This is a genomic window from Thermaerobacter sp. FW80 (assembly GCF_004634385.1).
Classification (GTDB): domain Bacteria; phylum Bacillota; class Sulfobacillia; order Thermaerobacterales; family Thermaerobacteraceae; genus Thermaerobacter; species Thermaerobacter composti.
The window spans coordinates 189587-208712 of sequence record NZ_CP037895.1 but is presented as its reverse complement, the minus strand read 5'-3'; the positions used below and the strand labels follow the sequence as shown (position 1 = coordinate 208712).

At 66.7% G+C, this 19126-nt stretch carries 13 protein-coding genes and 1 pseudogene; 10 read left to right on the top strand and 4 right to left on the bottom strand.

Translation table 11 applies throughout. The annotated features are described in order from the left end of the window. The first annotated feature begins 32 nt into the window (after positions 1 to 32). A complete protein-coding gene (locus E1B22_RS00875; RefSeq protein WP_135225854.1) occupies positions 33 to 1256 on the top strand; it encodes an IS256 family transposase in 1224 nt (407 codons plus the stop codon). Positions 1257 to 1498: 242 nt separating this feature from the next. On the opposite strand, the gene istB (E1B22_RS00870) is transcribed toward E1B22_RS00875, so the two are convergent. Both istB (E1B22_RS00870) and istA (E1B22_RS00865) read right to left on the bottom strand, forming a co-directional pair. Beyond that, positions 1499 to 2284 carry an IS21-like element helper ATPase IstB gene (gene istB / locus E1B22_RS00870; protein WP_243123526.1) on the bottom strand — a complete coding sequence of 262 codons (786 nt, stop codon included), beginning with the start codon at positions 2282 to 2284 and terminating at the stop codon, positions 1499 to 1501. Positions 2285 to 2289: 5 nt separating this feature from the next. Beyond that, positions 2290 to 3846 carry an IS21 family transposase gene (istA, locus tag E1B22_RS00865; protein ID WP_135224189.1) on the bottom strand — a complete coding sequence of 519 codons (1557 nt, stop codon included), beginning with the start codon at positions 3844 to 3846 and terminating at the stop codon, positions 2290 to 2292. A 209-nt stretch (positions 3847 to 4055) separates the two neighbouring features. Between istA (E1B22_RS00865) and E1B22_RS00860 the strand changes: the two are divergent. Beyond that, positions 4056 to 5342, top strand: a pseudogene (locus E1B22_RS00860) (IS256 family transposase). A 272-nt stretch (positions 5343 to 5614) separates the two neighbouring features. Here the strand turns inward: E1B22_RS00860 and E1B22_RS13020 are convergent. Beyond that, a complete protein-coding gene (locus tag E1B22_RS13020; RefSeq protein ID WP_243123523.1) occupies positions 5615 to 5968 on the bottom strand; it encodes a DJ-1/PfpI family protein in 354 nt (117 codons plus the stop codon). A gap of 538 nt (positions 5969 to 6506) precedes the next feature. Between E1B22_RS13020 and E1B22_RS00850 the strand changes: the two genes are divergently transcribed. The 4 genes from E1B22_RS00850 (at position 6507) to E1B22_RS00835 (ending at position 11714) form a co-directional block, all read left to right on the top strand. Then, positions 6507 to 7256: a hypothetical protein gene (locus E1B22_RS00850; protein WP_135224188.1), complete on the top strand. Its 750-nt coding sequence runs from the start codon at positions 6507 to 6509 to the stop codon at positions 7254 to 7256. Positions 7257 to 7548: 292 nt separating this feature from the next. Then, complete coding sequence (locus tag E1B22_RS00845; protein ID WP_135224187.1) at positions 7549 to 8289, top strand: TetR/AcrR family transcriptional regulator; 741 nt, start codon at positions 7549 to 7551, stop codon at positions 8287 to 8289. 3 nt (positions 8290 to 8292) lie between these two features. Further along, positions 8293 to 9882 (top strand): acyl-CoA dehydrogenase family protein, encoded by a 1590-nt coding sequence (locus E1B22_RS00840; RefSeq protein WP_135224186.1) that lies wholly within the window; start codon positions 8293 to 8295, stop codon positions 9880 to 9882. A gap of 227 nt (positions 9883 to 10109) precedes the next feature. Beyond that, positions 10110 to 11714, top strand: a complete 1605-nt coding sequence (locus E1B22_RS00835) for an AMP-binding protein (RefSeq protein WP_135224185.1) — start codon at positions 10110 to 10112, stop codon at positions 11712 to 11714. An 887-nt stretch (positions 11715 to 12601) separates the two neighbouring features. On the opposite strand, the gene E1B22_RS00830 is transcribed toward E1B22_RS00835, so the two are convergent. Further along, positions 12602 to 13888 (bottom strand): IS256 family transposase, encoded by a 1287-nt coding sequence (locus E1B22_RS00830; protein ID WP_135224104.1) that lies wholly within the window; start codon positions 13886 to 13888, stop codon positions 12602 to 12604. Between the two features lie 1109 nt (positions 13889 to 14997). Between E1B22_RS00830 and istA (E1B22_RS00825) the strand changes: the two genes are divergently transcribed. The 4 genes from istA (E1B22_RS00825) (at position 14998) to pxpB (ending at position 19123) form a co-directional block, all read left to right on the top strand. After that, positions 14998 to 16455, top strand: a complete 1458-nt coding sequence (gene istA, locus E1B22_RS00825; protein ID WP_243123896.1) for an IS21 family transposase — start codon at positions 14998 to 15000, stop codon at positions 16453 to 16455. After that, positions 16452 to 17228, top strand: coding sequence for an IS21-like element helper ATPase IstB (gene istB / locus E1B22_RS00820; RefSeq protein WP_135224183.1), 777 nt, complete (start codon positions 16452 to 16454; stop codon positions 17226 to 17228). The genes istA (E1B22_RS00825) and istB (E1B22_RS00820) overlap by 4 nt, the downstream gene beginning before the upstream one ends. A 79-nt stretch (positions 17229 to 17307) precedes the next feature. Beyond that, entirely contained in the window at positions 17308 to 18093 is a 786-nt protein-coding gene (locus tag E1B22_RS00815; RefSeq protein WP_243123520.1) for an NRAMP family divalent metal transporter, read from the top strand. Between the two features lie 313 nt (positions 18094 to 18406). Further along, on the top strand, positions 18407 to 19123 hold the full coding sequence (gene pxpB / locus E1B22_RS00810) for a 5-oxoprolinase subunit PxpB (RefSeq protein WP_135225868.1): 717 nt from the start codon (positions 18407 to 18409) through the stop codon (positions 19121 to 19123). The last annotated feature ends 3 nt before the right edge of the window (positions 19124 to 19126 follow it).

Below are 19126 nucleotides of genomic sequence, written 5' to 3'. Positions count from 1 at the left end.
AGGTCCGCTCACCGGTGACCGCTGATTTCAGGATGGCACTTCTCGAGCTTCTACGCAAACACCAGGGGGAGCCGGAAGCCGATGCCCTGCGGGAAGGACTACGCTGGCTGGCCCAACAGCTCATGGAGCTCGAGGTGAGCGAACTCGTTGGCGCTCAGCGGTACGAGCGCACGGAAACGCGCAAGACCTACCGGAACGGCTATCGCTCCCGGCCCTGGGATACCCGCGTGGGCACCATCGAGCTGCGGATCCCAAAGCTCCGCCAGGGCAGCTACTTCCCAAGCCTGCTGGAGCCACGCCGGCGGGCGGAACGGGCCCTGGTCGCCGTGGTGCAGGAGGCTTATGTGCAGGGGGTCAGCACCCGGAAGGTCGACGACCTGGTCCGGGCCTTGGGCCTGGACGGCATCAGCAAGAGCGAGGTGTCGCGACTCTGCGCGGAACTGGACGAGCGGATGGAGCGCTTCCGCAACCGTCCCCTGGAAGGCGAGTACCCCTACGTTTGGCTCGACGCCAAGCCGATCAAGGTGCGGCAGGACCACCGGGTGGTGAACATGGCCGCGGTCATCGCCGTCGGGGTGAAGCGAACCGGGGAGCGCGAGGTGCTGGGCTTTGACGTGGGCGCCGCCGAGACGTACGAGTTCTGGCTCGCGTTTCTCCGCAGCCTGGTGGCCCGCGGGCTCAAGGGTGTTCGCCTCGTCATCTCCGATGCCCATGAGGGGCTCAAGCGCGCCATCAGCGAGGTGCTGGCGGGCGCCAGCTGGCAACGGTGCCGCGTGCACTTCATGCGGAACCTGCTGGCCCGGGTGCCCAAGCACGCCCAGCCGATGGTGGCGGCCCTGGTGCGGACGATCTTCGCCCAGCCCGACCTGGAGTCCGCCCGGGAGCAGCTGGAACACGTGGCAGCCAACCTGGACCGGCGATTCCCCCAGGCCGCCGCTCTGCTTCGGGATGCAATGGAGGACGTGCTGGCGTACATGGCCTTCCCGACCGAGCACTGGCGGCGGATCCACTCGACCAACGTTCTGGAGCGGCTGAATCGGGAACTGGCCCGGCGCTGCGACGTGGTGGGGATCTTCCCGAACATGGCCGCCGCCATCCGCCTGTTGGGAGCTCTTCTCGAGGAGCAACAGGACGAATGGCTGGTGTCCCGGCGGTACTTCAGCCTGGAGTCGATGGCCAAGATTGACGCGTGTACATCACATGAGGCTACGCGGCTCCATGAAACCGAAGCAACCCTGAAGGTGCTGGCCATGTAAGGCGTTCAAACCCGAGGGGAGCGCAAATCACACCACTTGACGGGACGTGACCAACTCGGAGCGGATTTGGATCGAACGGTCAATGTCGTGGGAAACATGATGCATATTTCAATCATGCTGTACTGTCGACGATCACGGAATTCCCCAGGGTTCGATCACGGAATTCCCCACGGCTCCGATCATGGAATTCCCCAGTGGGGCGATCACGGATTGCCCCACTTGGGGTCGACTCGGCTGTTTCGCTACGCGGACGGCATCACCTCCCCGGTGGGATCGGCGGTTAGGGTGGTGGTGCTGCCGGGCCGTTTGCGGGGCCTGTAACTGGGCCCGTCCATAAGCACGTGGTGCGAGGCGTTGACAAGCCGGTCCAGCGCACCTTCGGCCAGCACGGGATCGGCGAAGAGGGTGTACCACTCCTGCGGCGGCCGGTTGGAGACGACGATGGTGCAGCGGCGCAGGTACCGCTCGCAGATGAGCTGATCGAGGTCCTCGGACTGGGTGGCGGTGAACGCCTGCAGGCCGAAGTCGTCGAGGATGAGCAGGTCCGGACCGAGGTAGCTACGTAGGCGAGTGTCGTAGGTGCCGTCGGCACGGCCACCGCCGAGATCGGCCAGCAGGCGGGGCGTCTTGACGTAGCGGACGCGGTAGCCCTGCTGGCAGGCGAGGTACCCGAGGGCTTGGGCGATGTGGGACTTGCCCACGCCCACAGGCCCGCAGATGAGCACGGACTCCTGGCGCTGGAGGAAGCGCAGGGTAGCCAGGTCGCGGATGAGGGCGGCGGGAATCTTCGGGCTGGCCCGGAAGTCGAAGTCGGTCAGCGTCTTGACCTCCTCAAAACGGGCTTTGGCCACGCGCAGGGCGAGGGTCTTCTGGTCGCGGCGGGCGATCTCGTCCTCCAGCAGGAGCACGAGGAACTCGAGGTAGCCGAGCTGCTGGCCCTGGGCCTGCTCGAACCGCTGTTGGAGAGTGGCGAGCATGCCCCCCAGCTTGAGCTTCTTGAGCAGGCGCTCGAGCTGATGCACCTGCACAGCGGTCACCTCCTGGGCGTGAGGGTATAGGCCCCGGGGCCCCGCAGGTAGGCGTCGCCGCGGCACGCGGGGGTCGGCTGAGGCCCCGAGGCTTGGTCGTAGCCGCGTTCGAGGATGTTCTTGACAGTGCGGTAGCGGGGATCGCCGAACTCCAGGGCGCGCTGGCAGGCGGCCTCCAATCGCCCGGGGCCGAAGCGCTCGCCGAGGCGGAGGATGCCCTGAGCCTGGCGCAGGTGAGTGAGCGTATGCCCCTGGAGGAGCTGGTGGACGAGCTCGAACACGGACGGTCCCAGGGCGCGGGCCTGTTGCAGGCACCACGGGGGCGTGCGCTGGTAGAAGGCGACCCGGTCCGGCGGCAGGTCGGCCGGGTCGGTGGTTCGGCTGCCCTTGGGCCCGCGCACGTGGGTCTTGACGAGGTCCTCACCGCGATAGAACTGCACCCGTTTCGGGGTGAGGCGCACATCCAGGCGCTGACCGCGCAAGGTGTAGGGCACCGAGTACAGCGCACCGGCGACGCCGCAGTAACTGTCGGGTGCCACCTTGGCCACGGTCCAGATCCATGGCTCCCACGGCGTAGCAGGCAGGGGCAAAAGGCGTGGGCGTTCCTCGGCGCAGAACACCTCGACGGGCCGGCGGCGGGTCGTGCCGTGCACGCGCTGCCCGGCCACTTCGAGGCACCAACGCTCCAGCTCCCGGTTGGCGGCGTCGAGGTGGACGAACGCCTGTCCCTGCCAGAAGCTCTCTCGCAGGTAGGGAATGGCGCGCTCCACGCGCGGCTTGTCCTTCGGGCGGCCGGCTCGAGCCGGGTCGATGAGGAAGCCGTAGTGCGCGGCCAGCTCGGCGTACGTTCGGTTCAGCACGGGATCGTACAGGTCGGGCTTGAGCACGCCGGGCTTGAGGTTGTCGGGGACGATGCGCCGTGGGATGCCGCCGAAGAAGGCGAAAGCGCGCACGTGGCCGTCCTGCCAGGTCTCCTGGTCCAGGCGTGTGACCAGCCGGGCGAAGAGGTGGCGGCTGTAGCTGAGCACCATGGTGAAGGCGTACACCCGCATGGTGCGCTGGCGAACCGGGTCCAGCCAGAGCCCCAGGTAGCCGAAATCCACCTGCGCCTCTTCACCGGGCTCCACCTCCGGTCGCCACACGGGCACCGAGGCCGCGGGCAGGAGCAGCTCCGGGAACGTGGCGTGCACGTAGCGCCGGAAGGTGGCGATGCTCACGGGCAGGCCCGTCTGGGCCACCAGGCGCCGGTGTACCGTGCTCATCCGGTTGGTTGCAAGGCCCTCGCGGATGAAGTCCCGGTAGGGGTCGAGCAAGGCGAAACGGTCCGAGCGCCGGCGGGGATCCTCCAGCCCGGGGAACCGCTCGCGCACGAACGCGCGCCATTGCTCCGGTGTGCGTGCCACACCCGGCTCGAACCCTGCCGCCAACGCGACCCGGATGTACTTGCGTACCGTCTTGCGGTCGATGCCCAGGCTGCGGGCGATGGCCTGGATGCTACGGCCTGCCTGCCAATGCAGGTAGATGTCAACAATCTGGACCACGGTCCACGACCTCCGCGCCATGCCCTCAACCTCCCGGTGTGGGTTGAGGGCCGGATTCGATCTGCCCCTGCCTGAGGCCCGTCCCGCTGGGGAATTCCATGATCGCGGAGGTGGGGAATTCCATGATGGTGACGTCCTAAACTGTCTGTAAACGCGAAGCGGTCTGGGCTACCATCGGTGGCGTCGGAAAACTCGCCCCAGCTGGGGCACACCGAGGAGGACCCAGACCGATGTCCAGGATACCACCCAGCCAGCAGTTGGCGGAGCTGGCCCGGCAGCTGGCCGAGCAGGCCCGGGAGGGTACGGAGGTCGAGGACCTGACCCATGCCCTCGTCCGCCTGGGCGCCCGCAAGCTCATCCAGGAGCTGCTGGAGGCAGAGGTCACGGAGCTTTTGGGGCGCGGACGCTACGAGCGGCGCGAGCCGGGCCAGGAAGGCGCCCGCAACGGCTACAAGCCGCGGACGCTGCGTTGCGCCGAGGGGCGGCTCGAGATCGACGTCCCCCAGGTGCGGGGCATGGAGGGACTGTGCCAGCCCACGCTGTGGAGGGCCCTCAAGCGGCGGACGGACGTGCTGGAGCGCCTGGTGGTGGAGATGTACGCCCGGGGCCTCTCTACCCGGGACATCGAGGATGCGCTGGCGGAGCTGGCGGGCAGCGAAGCGCCGCTTTTGAGCCGGTCCACCGTGAGCCGGATCACCGAGGCGCTCCACGAGGAGTTCGAGGCCTTTGCCCAGCGGGACCTGTCAGGCCTCGACGTGGTGTAGCTGTTCGCCGACGCCATCTACGAGTCGCTGCGCCGGCAGGCGGGCTGCCGTGAGGGCATCCTGGTCACCTGGGCCATCTTGAGCGACGGCAGCAAGGTGCTGGTGCACCTGAGCCTGGGCAACAAGGAGCGCTACGAGGACTGGCTGGAGCACTTCCGGGATCTGGTGCGCCGGGGGCTGAAGACGCCGCTGACGGTGACGACGGACGGGGCGCCGGGGCTGATCCAGGCGGTGGAAGCCATGTGGCCGGAGGCGGAGCGCATCCGCTGCTGGGTGCACAAGATGCGGAACGTGCTGGCCAAGGTGCCGGAGGAGGCGCGGCCCGTGCTCAAGCCCTACCTGGAGGCGATCCGGGACGCACCGGATATCGAGCAGGGCCGGCGGCTGGTGGCCGAGGTGGTGGAGCGGTTCGGGCGGGAGTATCCCTCGGCCATGCGGAGCCTGGAGGAGGACCTGGAAGCGAGCCTGGCGCACCTGCGGCTACCCGCCGCCCACCGCAAGCATGTCCGGACCACCAACCTGGTGGAGCGCAGCTTCGAGGAGGAGCGGCGGCGCGCCAAGGTGATCCCGCGGTTTCGGAGCGAGCGGGAGTGCCTGAAGCTGGTCTTCGCCGTGCTGTGGCGGGCGAGTGAGCGCTGGCGGCGGGTGCAGTTCAGCGAGCACGAACGAAAGCAGCTGGAGCGCTACATCGAGGAGCGGCAACGGCAAAGAGCGGCGCAGAAAGAGGTTTCACCCCCTGCCACCGTGGCATGACCCAGACCGCTTTTACAGACAGTTCGGGACTTGACCGCATTCAGGGAGGTCAGAATGCCAAGGAAGAGGGACAAGGCGTTGGAACCGTCCTACGGTAACCCGCTAGTATGTGCATGTTGTCAGCACGACGAACCGCAATTGCCAATCTCAATGAAGCCTGCCACCCACCCCTTGCGTTCTACGGAAAGCGGCATGGAAGACCCCCCACCCCCTGGGGTGGGGGGTCATGCGCTATCGCCCGACGCCTGCCGTCGGTGGCAAAGCACCAGTGGTTACTGATTACGGGTTAAATCGTCAAGCCGCCGCAGGAATTCGCGCATGAAGCCGGGCAGATCGGGCCACGCGTGGGCCGACACCAGGTTGCCGTCGACGTGCAGCGGCTCGGTCACGTAGGACGCGCCCAGAGACTCCACGTCCGGCCGGCAGGCGGTATACGCCGTCAACTTTCGCCCTTTCAGGTGGCCCTTCAGCCGCGCGAACACCAGGGCGGCATGGCAGATGGCGCCGATGGGCTTGTTGGCCTCAAAGAAGTGGCCCACGATGCGCGGCACGTGCTCGTTCAGCCGGATGTATTCCGGTGCCCGGCCGCCGGGTAGGATCAGCCCGTCGTACTCCTCGGGCTTCACGTCGACAGGCGAGGTCCGCCTGCAGCTGGTAGGCCGGCTTCTCCGTGAACGTCTCCCAGCCCGGCTCAAAGTCGTGGACGACGGTCCGCAACGTCTTCTTCGTCGGTGCCGCCACGTGGGCCTCGTGCCCTGCTTCCTTCAACCGGTACAGGGGGTAGTAGACTTCCAGCGCTTCCACGGCGTCACCCGTGAGGATGAGCACCTTGGCCACACCGGATCACCCTTTCTGCGGTGTAAGTGGCGGATGCAATAGAGGTTTGAGGACGAGATTGACCTGACTTGCCGGTTGGGAAATGAGGTAGTGGGTGCACATTCCCGCACTCGTCCACTAATCTAGCAGCACCTTTCTCGGCCTGTCCAGTAAGTGTCAAGGGACCTGACAACGGCCATCGCAAGCAGTATGGTAATAAAATGGAACCTTAACAGATGGAGCGGATTAAGGGCCGAAGTTAGGAGTTCGCGCGCCTGGAGGTTGCTGGGAGTTAGCGTATGAGTTACACCAGATAGAAGACCGATCGCCGGCGAGGAGGTTTCACGCGTGGCCCATAATGACGACCGTCGCGTGATCAACCGTGGCGACCGTGGCCATGGGAGCGCCGGCACCTGCACCGTGGCCATCCTGCCGACCCTGCACGATCTGCACAAGGACCCGGCCTTCGCCCATTACGACTACAACATCCTGCGTTCGTTGATCCTGACCTTCGACCCCGACTGCATATGTGGGGAGGTTCGCCCGGAAGATTGGGAGGCCACGGCCGGCGGCACACGTGAGGGCTACTGCGGCCCGGTGGAATACAGGGAATGTATCCTGCCCTTGTGCCGAGAAAGAGGCATTGCCTTTCGCCCCATCGACGCTTACCGGGACGAAGACGTTGCCGAATCGAATCAGCGTTCCGGCGGCGAAGCCCATGCCGGATCCCGTGGCAATTCTTGCGGCGTGGCCCAAAAAGATTCGGTGGAAACTGCCTGGCAGGCGGTCACAGACGTTTTTCTCCAATTGATCCGGCGGTCCGAGTGCGGCGTGCGGGCGTTTTTCGATCCCGCGGTGATGGAGGTGATCCGTGTCAAGCATCGTCTGCAACAGCAAGCCCTTCCCGTCCAAGAGGCGCGCCTCTGGCAGGCCCGCAACCTGCGCATGGCCGCCAACATCGTCGATGTCTGCGCAGAATACCTGGACGGGCGCGTACTGGTCACCGTCGGTCTTGAGCATGTGCCCTTTCTCTGGGACCTTCTCAGCCTTTCTCACGCTGTGCGGTTAATGCCGATCGACTGGGCGCGTGAAACATGACGGTACCGCACAAGAGCGTGCGTGCATGGCCACAGGCGATGGCCGTGGCGGCCGATCAGTCCTATACCCTTCCCTTTGTCATCCCCTTCGTCGTTTACGCGCCGGCCAGCGGAACCCCCGTGGATCACCGCTGTATGATGCACATGTCGCGAATTGTCCGGGACGGTGGAGAGTTGGCAGGAGGATTGTGACGCCCTCGTACGTATTTCGTTAGTTAGTAATCACTCACTTTTTCTTTCAGTCTGGACACCGTCATTATGGGACTCCATGATCCACAAACACAGTCCGCGGCTTGCGTCCGAGCCGGACGGGGGGTGAGTCGAAGATCAGCCCGCGGCGAGCGAGAACGAAACGGCCCGAGCAGATCCTGCTCACGGCCAAGTCGGTCTTCGCCCGGTCCAACTACCGGTCGAGCACCACGGCGGAGATCGCCGCCGAGGCGGGCGTCTCGGAGCCGCTCATCTACCGCTATTACCCGTCCAAGAAGCACCTCTTCCTGGCGGTGCTGGAGGACGTCACCCAGCGGATCTTCCGGCGCTGGGACACCATCCGCCGGTCCGAGACGTCGAGCCTGGCCTGCCTGCGGCGCATCGGCCAGGACTACCTGGATCTCGTGGACCGGAACAGCGAGGACCTGAAGGTGTTCTTCAAGGCCGTCTCCGAGGACAGCGACCCGGAGATCCGCCAGTTCCTGGCCGAGAGTTACCGCAAGTACGCCCGGTACCTGGAAGACGTCGCCCGGCAGGGACAGGAGCAGGGGGAGATCCGCCGCGACGTCCCCGCCCGGGTGATCGCCTGGCAGATGATGAGCCTGGGCGCCGCCTTCAACCTGTTCGCCGTGCTGACGCTGTCGGAATGGACGAGGGCGGACCGCGAGGCCCAGTTACTGGCCTTTATCGAGCGCATCACCGCGGCCGGCGCGCCCGCCAGTTCATCGGCCCGTTCAACGGACGAACGGGCGACGGGCTCGGTCGCCAGCCCGGATGGCGGCGGCGAGGGGCAGCCCGCCACCCGGCCGGATCGAGGGGGATGAACCGTGAGGTACCAGTCCTACGCCTACGAGCAGAACCACTGGGAGCGGGACCCGGACCTGCGCCACGTGCTCGCCCATTACTGGCCGGGTTTCGCCGCCCACGAGGAGGAACTGCGGCGCTTCGGCGCCCTGGCGGGGAAGGAGGTCTACGAGGTCGCCTACCACGTGGACCACGACGCCCCGCCGGTGCTGGTCATGCACGACCTGGACGGCAACCGGGTGGACAGGGTGCGCCTGTCGCCGGCCCAGGAGGCCCTCCTGCGGGAGCTGGCGCCCATGAACCGCCCGCCCTATGAGGGCGGGAGCTGGCACCACCACTACGCCCTGGGCTACCTGGTGGCCGACCCCGGCATCTACTGCATCCTGACTATCACCAACCAGACCGCCTACATCATTCACAAATACGCCCCGGAGTTCGCCGAGTGGAAGGACAAGCTGCTCCGCGGCGAGTTCTGGGGTGCCACCTGGATGACGGAGATCCAGGGCGGCAGCGACCTGGGCGCCAACACCCTCCGGGCCACCCGCGACGGCGACGCCTGGCGTCTGGACGGCGAGAAGTACTTCTGCAGCGGCGCCGGCCTGACCGACGTGGCCGTGGTCACCGCCCGGCCGGAAGGGGCGCCCGCCGGGCCCAAGGGGCTGGCCCTCTTCCTCGTGCCCCGGATGAACCGGGCCGGCGAGCTGAACTACCACGTCCGCCGGCTTAAGGACAAGAGCGCCACCCGCGCCGTCCCCTCCGGCGAGGTCGACTTCCGGGGCAGCGAGGCCTTCCTGGTGGGCGAGGCCGAGAAGGGGATCTACTACACCCTCGAGGTTCTCACGGTCTCCCGGCTGGCCAACGCCATCGCCGGCATGGGCATCGCCCGCAAGGCGCACCTGGAGGTGCTGGAGCGGGTGCGTCGCCGCCGCTCCTTCGGCCGGCAGCTGGTGGACCACCCGCTGATTCGCCGCGACCTGACCGACATGGCCGTGCGCATCGCCGGCGGCCTGATGCTGGGCTTCCACGCCGCCGACCTCTTCGAGAAGGCGTGGGACGAGTTACCGCCCTACACGTCCCGCTACCACTACGCCCGGTTCCTCTCCCACCTGGCCAAGAACCGCACCGCCGACCACGCCGCCGAGGTGACGCGGCTGGCCATGGAGCTCTTCGGCGGGCTCGGGTTCCTGGAGGAGTACGCCGTGGCCCGCTGGCACCGCGAGGCGCTGATCACGCCCATCTGGGAGGGGCCCAGCAACATTCAGGCCCTGGACCTGCTGGAGGCCATGCACAAGAAGCGGGCCCACGAGGCCTTCCTGGCCGAGTTCATCCCGATGCTGGAGAAGGCCGGCACGGCCGAGGCCCGGACCGCCCGGGAGGTCATCGAGGCCACCCTGGCCCGGCTGGCCGGCAGCAAGCCCGAAGAGGCCCAGTGGTACGCCAAGGATGCCACGGCCCGGCTGGCCGACGCCGCCCAGGTGGGCCTCCTGTACAAGCTGGCGGAAACCGCTGGGGACCGCTACGCCAACTTGGCCGCGCTGTACGCCCGCCGGTTCCTCCTAGGGGAGGAGTACCCGGCCTGGGCGCTGGACAAGCCGGAGGTGTGGTCGGCCTAGGTGCCGGCCGGTCCCCGGGGCGGCCCTTACCCCGCTGGTGGGGGGATGGGAGGCGAGGCGGAGGCGGGGAGGCGGAAGCCTCGATTGGCAATTGCGCAATTGGCAAATCTGCAATTCGGGAACCAGGGGTCCACGACCACGGGGACACGACGACGGGGAGCCCGCACGGGCCGGCCCGCCGGCCGGGCCCGAGCGATCACTGACCACGCGGAGAGGGGGAGCGCACGGTGCGCGAGCTGGTCGTCCACGAGGTGTTGAAGAGCGCTCTGCACAACGGGCCGGACTCCGAGATCGTCTACGGGAGGCGGCGGTTCACCTACGGGCAGTTCTACGAGCGGGTGCTGCGGCCGGCCCAGAGCCTGAAGAAGCAAGGCGTGGGCCGGGGCACCGTGCTGGGGGTCATGGACGTCAACAGCCACCGGTACCTGGAGCTGCACTACGCCAGCTCCATGCTGGGGGCCGTGTTGCACACCATCAACTTCCGCCTTCCGCCCGACGACCTCCTCTACAGCCTCCAGCATGCCGGCGTGGAGTGGATGTTCGTCTGGGAAGGGTTTCAGCAGCCGCTGGCCAAGGCGCGGCCGCTCTTCCGGAACTGGGTCTGGCTGACGGACGGTGACGAGTCGCCCGAGCCGGGCACGCCCACTCACGAGGAACTGGTCCAGGAGGGCCGGGCCGAAGTGCCGGACGAGGCGGCGCGGGTCCGCGAGACCGATCCGTATTCCATCTTCTACACCACCGGCACCACCGGCCGGCCCAAGGGGATGCTCTACCGGCACCGGGACATGCTGCTGGCGTCACTGGGCATCCTGCACCACCTGGCCACCCATCCCACCGGAGCGGCGGCCGGCAGCCGGGACGTGTACATGCCGTGCATCCCGTTCTTTCACATCCACGGGTGGGGTACCGCCCTGTTCGTCCCCTACCTGGGCGCCAAGCTGGTGCTGCCCGGTAAAGCCACTCCCGCCGAGCAGGTGCGCCTGATCCTGGACGAAGGGGTCACCTGGTCCAACATGGTGCCGACCCAGCTCCACATGTTGCTGGAGGCGGCCGACCAGGCCGGCGTGGCCGAGCTCAAGGGGTACAAGATCCTCACCGGCGGCAGCCCGGTGCCGTCGGGCTTGGCGCGGCGGGCGCGGGAGCGGGGCATCGCCTACAGCGTGATCTACGGTGGCTCCGACCAGCTGGCGGCCACCATCTCGGTGGTGCCCAGGGGCGTCGAGCCGGGCACGCCCGAGGCCTGGGAGGCGCTGCGGACGAACATGCTGCCCCTGGCCATGGTAGAGGTCCGGCTGGAGGACGAGAACGGCAACCCCGTGCCCGCCGACGGGAAGAGCATCGGGGAGGTGCTGGTGCGCTCGCCCTGGCTGCCGGACGGCTACTACAAGGATCCCGAGCGCAGTCGCGGCGTCTACGAGGACGGCTGGTTCCGCAGCGGCGACCTGGGTGTGATGAACCCCGACGGCACCCTGTACGTGGTGGACCGGAAGAAGGACGCCGTGAAGAGCGGCGGCGAGTGGATCGCCACCGGCGTGCTGGAGGCGCTGATCTCGGAGCATCCCGACGTGGCCGCGGTGGCCGTCATCGCCCGGCCCGACGAGCGCTGGGGAGAGCGGCCCCTGGCGGTAGTGCAGCCCCGCGGGGTACTGGCGAAGGAAGAGGCCAGGGCGGGCCTGGAAGAGTCCCTCAGGGCTCACCTAGCGGCGGCGGTGGAACAAGGGCGACTCGCCCGCTTTTGGATCCCCGATCGCTTCATCTTCGTTGAGCAACTGCCGCTGACCAGCGCTGGCAAGATCAACAAGGTGGCGTTGCGGCGGGAGCTGGTGGGATAGGTTGAGGGGCAGCTTCGAGTAAGGCTTGCCGGCCTTGTTGTAGGCCGGCAAGCCCATTCACTATGGGAGATTGAAGCCAGCGCATATACTAGCAATGTTGGTCACTATTAGCGACCACAACTGCAGCAGCTCAACTCGATCAACTATCTCCAGATGTTGCTGCCGCGATAATTAACTCGAAGACGGGCGCGATGCACTTACGGAGGGCCTCACTCCAAGGTGAGAGCTCCGTACATGGTGAAAGGTGGGGCTGTCATGGAGATCATGGGCCTATACGACTTAGACCTTTCAACGCGGCAGATATCCCACCGAACCGGTTTTCCTTGCAACACGATGTGCGATTATAAGCGCTAATCGATCGTACCATCGTTCGGGCTATCGCCCATTAGGCTGTTGGCTCTCCTTCGAATTGTACATCGAACAGCGGCGATGCAGGTAATAGGTGCTTTGAAGCTTACCTGTCTGCCAATCCGACCGCTTACTGTGCTGCCGGCTACCTACCGTTTCAGCGTACCGCGCCGTTGGGTAGGTTGCACCTCGCGGCTGGCAAGCGCCTGTGTCGCAGCTACTTGTTCTTGTACGTTCTTGGGGAGCGGAATGAACATTAGGTCGATACCGGGCGCTAGCCTACCTTCGAGGTGCTTCTTCATGATTTCATAAAACTCCTTGTTCGTCAGAACAAGCAAGCGGGTAGGAGCCTCGATGAGAGTCAGATAGTACAGCTCTGCCACAGCCGCGTTTATCTTACCGGCCGGACGCAGTCCGCTGGACGTCCTTCCAGAGGCGGACTTAATCGACGCTACCACCTTCTCGTCCTCTGATACCGCGTCAAATTCGTGCTTGCCACCGGAGGTCAAGTCCCGAACTGTCTGTAAAAGCGGTCTGGGTCATGCCACGGTGGCAGCGGGTGAAACCTCTTTCTGCGCCGCTCTTTGCCGTTGCCGCTCCTCGATGTAGCGCTCCAGCTGCTTTCGTTCGTGCTCGCTGAACTGCACCCGCCGCCAGCGCTCACTCGCCCGCCACAGCACGGCGAAGACTAGCTTCAGGCACTCCCGCTCGCTCCGAAACCGCGGGATCACCTTGGCGCGCCGCCGCTCCTCCTCGAAGCTGCGCTCCACCAGGTTGGTGGTCCGGACATGCTTGCGGTGGGCGGCGGGTAGCCGCAGGTGCGCCAGGCTCGCTTCCAGGTCCTCCTGCAGGCTCCGCATGGCCGAGGGATACTCCCGCCCGAACCGCTCCACCACCTCGGCCACCAGCCGCCGGCCCTGCTCGATATCCGGTGCGTCCCGGATCGCCTCCAGGTAGGGCTTGAGCACGGGCCGCGCCTCCTCCGGCACCTTGTCCAGCACGTTCCGCATCTTGTGCACCCAGCAGCGGATGCGCTCCGCCTCCGGCCACATGGCTTCCACCGCCTGGATCAGCCCCGGCGCCCCGTCCGTCGTCACCGTCAGCGGCGTCTTCAGCCCCCGGCGCACCAGATCCCGGAAGTGCTCCAGCCAGTCCTCGTAGCGCTCCTTGTTGCCCAGGCTCAGGTGCACCAGCACCTTGCTGCCGTCGCTCAAGATGGCCCAGGTGACCAGGATGCCCTCACGGCAGCCCGCCTGCCGGCGCAGCGACTCGTAGATGGCGTCGGCGAACAGGTACACCACGTCGAGGCCTGACAGGTCCCGCTGGGCAAAGGCCTCGAACTCCTCGTGGAGCGCCTCGGTGATCCGGCTCACGGTGGACCGGCTCAAAAGCGGCGCTTCGCTGCCCGCCAGCTCCGCCAGCGCATCCTCGATGTCCCGGGTAGAGAGGCCCCGGGCGTACATCTCCACCACCAGGCGCTCCAGCACGTCCGTCCGCCGCTTGAGGGCCCTCCACAGCGTGGGCTGGCACAGTCCCTCCATGCCCCGCACCTGGGGGACGTCGATCTCGAGCCGCCCCTCGGCGCAACGCAGCGTCCGCGGCTTGTAGCCGTTGCGGGCGCCTTCCTGGCCAGGCTCGCGCCGCTCGTAGCGTCCGCGCCCCAAAAGCTCCGTGACCTCTGCCTCCAGCAGCTCCTGGATGAGCTTGCGGGCGCCCAGGCGGACGAGGGCATGGGTCAGGTCCTCGACCTCAGTACCCTCCCGGGCCTGCGCGGCCAGCTGCCGGGCCAGCTCCGCCAACTGCTGGCTGGGTGGTATCCTGGACATAGGTCTGGGTCCTCCTCGGTGTGCCCCAGCTGGGGCGAGTTTTCCGACGCCACCGATGGTAGCCCAGACCGCTTCGCGTTTACAGACAGTTTAGGACGTCACCGCCACCGGACACAAGAGTGAGCGTCCGGGATTTGAACGGTATACCAAATTGTTGGGCAAGCTGCTGCCGTACAACTTCTTCCACGACCTGTTTGAGGTACAATGTATTAGCCACGTGATCACCCCCTTCGACCTGTTCCGGTGATGATGTGAGACAGACACAACCGTTGCCGCTTTTCTCTGAGTTTACTCGCGTTTCCTCCCTTGGAGCCCGACTGCACAGCTCCGTGGCTCTTAATGTTCGACCGGCTCCAAGCGAGGAAAGGCGGGCGTCCAGAAAGGCGTTAGCATGAGCCCAGCACACATTTTCTTGGCAGGAATTGTAATACTCTACTGGAATAGTACTGGTACAGATCATCGAACAACGGGGGGACGTCCAGGTGGACAACCGCGACGAAAGCAAAGCCGTGCCCGTCCTGCGGGCGCTTGCGGGGATGCTCGCCAACCCCGGTGGGACCTTCGCGGCATTTCCGGAGAAGCAACCATGGTTCGCCCCTCTACTCCTGTTCTGCGTGATCGGCGCCGTGGCGGCTGGACTCGTAGCTCCCGGACTGGTGGATGTAGCCGCTCAGCAGGCGGAGGAAGCTGCCCGCCAGGCCTGGCCCTGTAGGCCATAGGCCAAGGTCGGTATGAAATGGCCCTTCTTGGTGCCAGCCCGTGCAGCGGATCCGCATGGATAGAAGGGTTTCCCTGGAGGCCGTAAAGGGGCGGGTAACGGATAGTGACACGTGATTTGGAGCAGGGCCTGTATTCTGGACACGAGCGTGATGCGCTGATTGTGGCCATTCTCACCCGGTGCAAGACCTTACATTCCGTCCCACTTTCGCCGCTGGTCGCCTTCTACATCTTCTTATTCTTATCCAAGGAGATGTGTGAATGCTAACCGAAAAGTTGCCCACTATGGCCCGGTGTGCTAACCGAAAAATTGACCACCCCGAGACCTGGCCCCTGTATGCTGGGAGGGTGTGCAGACCTTCCAGAGACAGGAGGCCGAAGGAGTGCTCGGGATGGTCGATATTGAGTTTATCCGAAAGCGCCACTTCGTCGATGGTTGGTCCATCCGGAAGATCAGCCGGCAGCTCGGACTGGCCCGCCAGACGGTTCGCAAAGCCCTGGCAAGTGCGGAACCGCCTCGTTGCCGGCTCACGTCGCCACGGCCCAGCCCCGTGCTCGACCCCTACCGGGACGTCATCCTGACGTGGCTGGAACAAGACGCCACAGCCCCGCGAAAGCAGCGTCACACCGCCCGTCGAATCTACCAGCGGCTGGTCGAGGAGTACGGCTTTCAAGGCGGTGAGTCCACGGTCCGGCGGTTCGTCGCCCAAGTTCGCGGCCGGCAGCCCGAACCGTTCCTGCCGCTGACGGCCGCCTGGGGCCAGACGGCCCAGGTCGACTGGGGCGAAGCAGTGGTGGTGCTTGGGGGTCGCCGGACCGTCGCCCACCTGTTCGTCCTGCGCCTGCGGGCTAGCGGCGTGATCTTCGCCTGGGCGTCGCCGACGGAGCGGCTTGAGGCCTTCCTGGAAGGCCACTGCCGGGCCTTTGCCTGGCTCGGCGGCGTTCCCCACGAGTGCATCTTTGACAACCCCAAGACGGCGGTCATCAAGATCCTCGCCGGCCCGGCCCGGGAGGAGCACACCCTCTTCGCCAGCCTCCGTGCCCATTACCTATTCGACAGCGCCTTCTGCCGGCCCGGCGAGGCCCACGAGAAGGGGGCGGTGGAGAACGGTGTGGGGTATGTGCGGCGAAACGCCCTGGTCCCCGTGCCCGACTTTCCCGACTGGGAGGCGCTGAACGCCCACCTGCTGGACTGGTGCGAACGGGAGCGCCAGCGGCGGGGAGAGGCCTGGGAACAGGAACGCGCCGCGCTCCGGCCCCTGCCGGACCGACCCTTCCGTGCCGCCCGGCCCCACGTCGTGACGGTGAACAAACTGAGCCTCGTGACCTTTGACCGGAACCGGTACTCGGTGCCTTGCGAGTGGGTGGGGCGCACGCTCACCCTTTGGGCCTATACGGACCGGATTGAGGTCACCGACGGCGAGCGTGTGGTGGCGACCCATCGGCGGGCTTATGGCCGTGGCGAGACGAGCCTTGAGCTGGCCCATTACCTCCCGGCCCTGGCCCGGAAGCCGCGGGCCGCCACCCACCTGGCCGTCGTGACGAAGTTGCCGCCGGTCTATGCCCAGGTTCAGCACCTCCTGTGCAGCCGGCGTCCCGACGGGTATCGCGAGTTCGCCCAGATCCTGCTCCTGCACCGGGAGTTCCCGGCCGCGGTGGTGACCGAAGCGCTGGAAGAAGCCGCTACCCAGGGGCTCCTTGACGCCCAAGCCGTTCGCCAGCTGATCCTCAACCGTCTGGCCCGTCCGGCACCCGAGCCCGTGCCCGTTCCAGACCGGTTGGCCGCCGTTCGGGTCCGGGTTTCCGATCCGGCCCGCTATGACGCGCTGCTGGGAGGGGATCGCCGGTGAATGCCGCCAAGGCCACGCAGGAAGCCCTCATCGACCTCTACGCCCGGGAGTTACGGCTCCCGGGGCTGCGCAAGGCGTACCGCGAACTGGCCCGGGACGCCGCCCAGAGCGGCCAGGACCCCTTGGCCTACCTGGCCGCCTGCCTGACGGCCGAGGTGGAGTCACGACGGCAAAGCCGGTTGCAGCGCCGGCTGCACTTGGCTCGCTTCCCCGCTCTGAAAACGCTGGACTCCTTCGACTTTACGGCGCTTCCCGACCTCCCGAAGGCCCGGGTGCTCCAGCTCGCCGACGCAAGCTTCGTGAAGGACCGGGAGAACGTGATTTGCCTCGGGCCGACGGGGACGGGGAAGACCCACACGGCCATCGCCCTCGGCGTGGCCGCCATCCATGCCGGCTGGCGGGTCCGGTTCACCACGGCCGTGGCCCTGGGACAAGAGCTGCTCCAGGCCCACAACGAGGCCCGCCTGCCCAAGGCCCTCAAGGGGTGGGATCGCTTCGACCTGGTCATTCTTGACGAACTGGGATACCTCGGCTTGGGACCTGCAGGCCCGCTGCTCTTCCAGTTCTGCGCACACCGCTACGAGCGCGGCAGCCTGCTCATCACGACCAATCTGGAGTTCTCGCGCTGGGTCGAGGTCTTTGGCGACGCCGCCTTGACCTCGGCCTTGCTCGACCGGCTCACCCACCGGTCCCACGTGCTGCTCTTCAACGGCGAGTCCTACCGGTTCCGCGAAAGCCAGCAGCGGTTGCGGAAGGAGGGGGTCTCACACTGACGAACCTCTGAATCCGATGCCGGGGTGGTCAACAATTAGGTTAGCACGGTGGTAAACTTTTCGATTAGCACGCACAGAGATGGGCCGGGCGATGGACAACTTCACCAAGGTGCTCGGGGTCGTCATGTTGGTCCTGACCCTCTATGTCGCCGTGGTCACCAAGCCGCCCCTGGGCGAAGCGCTCCTGCGGGCGGTCGCGCCCACCCACGTTCCGTTCCTCCCCATCCTCACGCTCTTGGGGGGGACGGTAGGCGGGTACATCACCTTCGCCGGAGCGCACCGGCTCCTGGACGCGGGCATCCGCGGTCCTGAGCACCTGCCGGAGGTCACGCGGAGTTCGGTCACGGGGATCTTGACGGCCTCCCTCATGCGGGTGCTCCTCTTCCTGGCCGTGCTCGGCGTCGTGGCGGCGGGGGCGAAGCTCGATCCCCAGAACCCGCCGGCCTCTGCGTTCCAGATCGGCGCCGGCATCCTGGGGTACAAGATCTTTGGCGTGGTCCTCTGGGCGGCGGCCATCACCTCCGTGGTCGGGGCGTCGTACACGTCGGTCTCGTTCCTGCGGACGCTGCACCCGTCCATCGAACGGCACCACGCGAGGTGGATCATCGGCTTCATCACGGCCTCCACGCTGCTCTTCGTCACCGTGGAGAGGCCGGTGGCGCTGCTCATCCTGGCCGGATCCCTCAACGGCCTGATCCTCCCCATCACCCTGGGCACCGTGCTCCTGGCGTGCCGCCGCCGGGACATCGTGGGAGCCTACCGGCATCCGGCCTGGATGACTGCCTTCGGGGTCCTCGTGGTGGCATTGGCCACCTATGCGGGCGTGCAGTCGCTCCAGGGCATGGCCGCCCTGTGGCGGCGGTGAGACCCAAGCCGGTGCGGGTGGGATGGTCGCCGTTCCGTTGGCGGCGGGCGGGGGACGGCCACCATCCCCCCATGGTCGAACCGCCAAACGGATGCAAGCCGATGGGGGAACGTCCATGGACCAGCCAAGCGGGTTCCTGCCACCGCGATTCGACCCGGACCACCCCGTGCCGCCTGACCAGGCGGGCCGTTCCGAAACCTCGGCACGCCCGCGCGGGCATGTCGCAGGCGGGGCCGGGCCTGCGGCTCGACAGGCCCGACGCCGTCCCGTCCATCCCCAAGGCGTCGAGGGATTCGACCGCCCCGTCCGTTTCCTGCCCGCGGGGGATCGGGCGCTCGTGGTCGAATTCGGCAACGAGATCGCGCCCGCCATCCACGCCCGCGTGCGAGCGCTGACCCAGGCCTTGCAGGTTCGTCCGATTCGGGGGATCGTGGAGGTCGTTCCCACCTACCGGTCGCTGCTCGTGTACTTCGACCCGATGCAGGTGGACCCCGCGGCCCTGGAGCAGGCGCTGCTGGATCGCGTCCGCCAGCGGGAGGCGCTGCAGCTGCCGCAACCCACGGTGACCGTGATCCCGGTGTGCTACGGGGGCGAGTTCGGCCCGGACCTCCCCTTCGTCTGCGAGCACACGGGGCTCTCCGCGGACGAGGTGATCCGCATCCACACCGGCCGGGACTACCTGATCTACATGCTGGGCTTCACCCCGGGCTTTCCCTATCTGGGCGGGATGGACGAGCGGATCGCCGCGCCACGCCTGGAATCGCCGCGCACCAAGATCCCTGCGGGGTCCGTGGGCATCGCAGGCAGGCAGACCGGGGTCTACCCCGTCGAGAGCCCGGGCGGCTGGCGGATCATCGGGCGGACGCCGATCAAGCTCTACGACCCCTACCGGGAGCCGCCGGTGCTCCTCGAGCCGGGCAACTACGTCCGCTTCAGGGCCGTGACGCGGGCCGAGTACGAAGCCATCGCGGAGCAGGTGGCGGCGGGCACCTATCGCGTAGAGGTCGTGCCCAAGGCTGCCGAACATTGAGTC

Coding starts and splice junctions, on each gene's coding strand:
- istA (WP_135224189.1), bottom strand. CDS start 3,846: ATGGCGCGGAGGTCGTGGACCGTGGTCCAGATTGTTGACATCTACCTG.
- E1B22_RS00830 (WP_135224104.1), bottom strand. CDS start 13,888: ATGTCCAGGATACCACCCAGCCAGCAGTTGGCGGAGCTGGCCCGGCAG.
- E1B22_RS00875 (WP_135225854.1), top strand. CDS start 33: ATGGCACTTCTCGAGCTTCTACGCAAACACCAGGGGGAGCCGGAAGCC.
- istA (WP_243123896.1), top strand. CDS start 14,998: ATGGTCGATATTGAGTTTATCCGAAAGCGCCACTTCGTCGATGGTTGG.
- E1B22_RS00815 (WP_243123520.1), top strand. CDS start 17,308: ATGGGCCGGGCGATGGACAACTTCACCAAGGTGCTCGGGGTCGTCATG.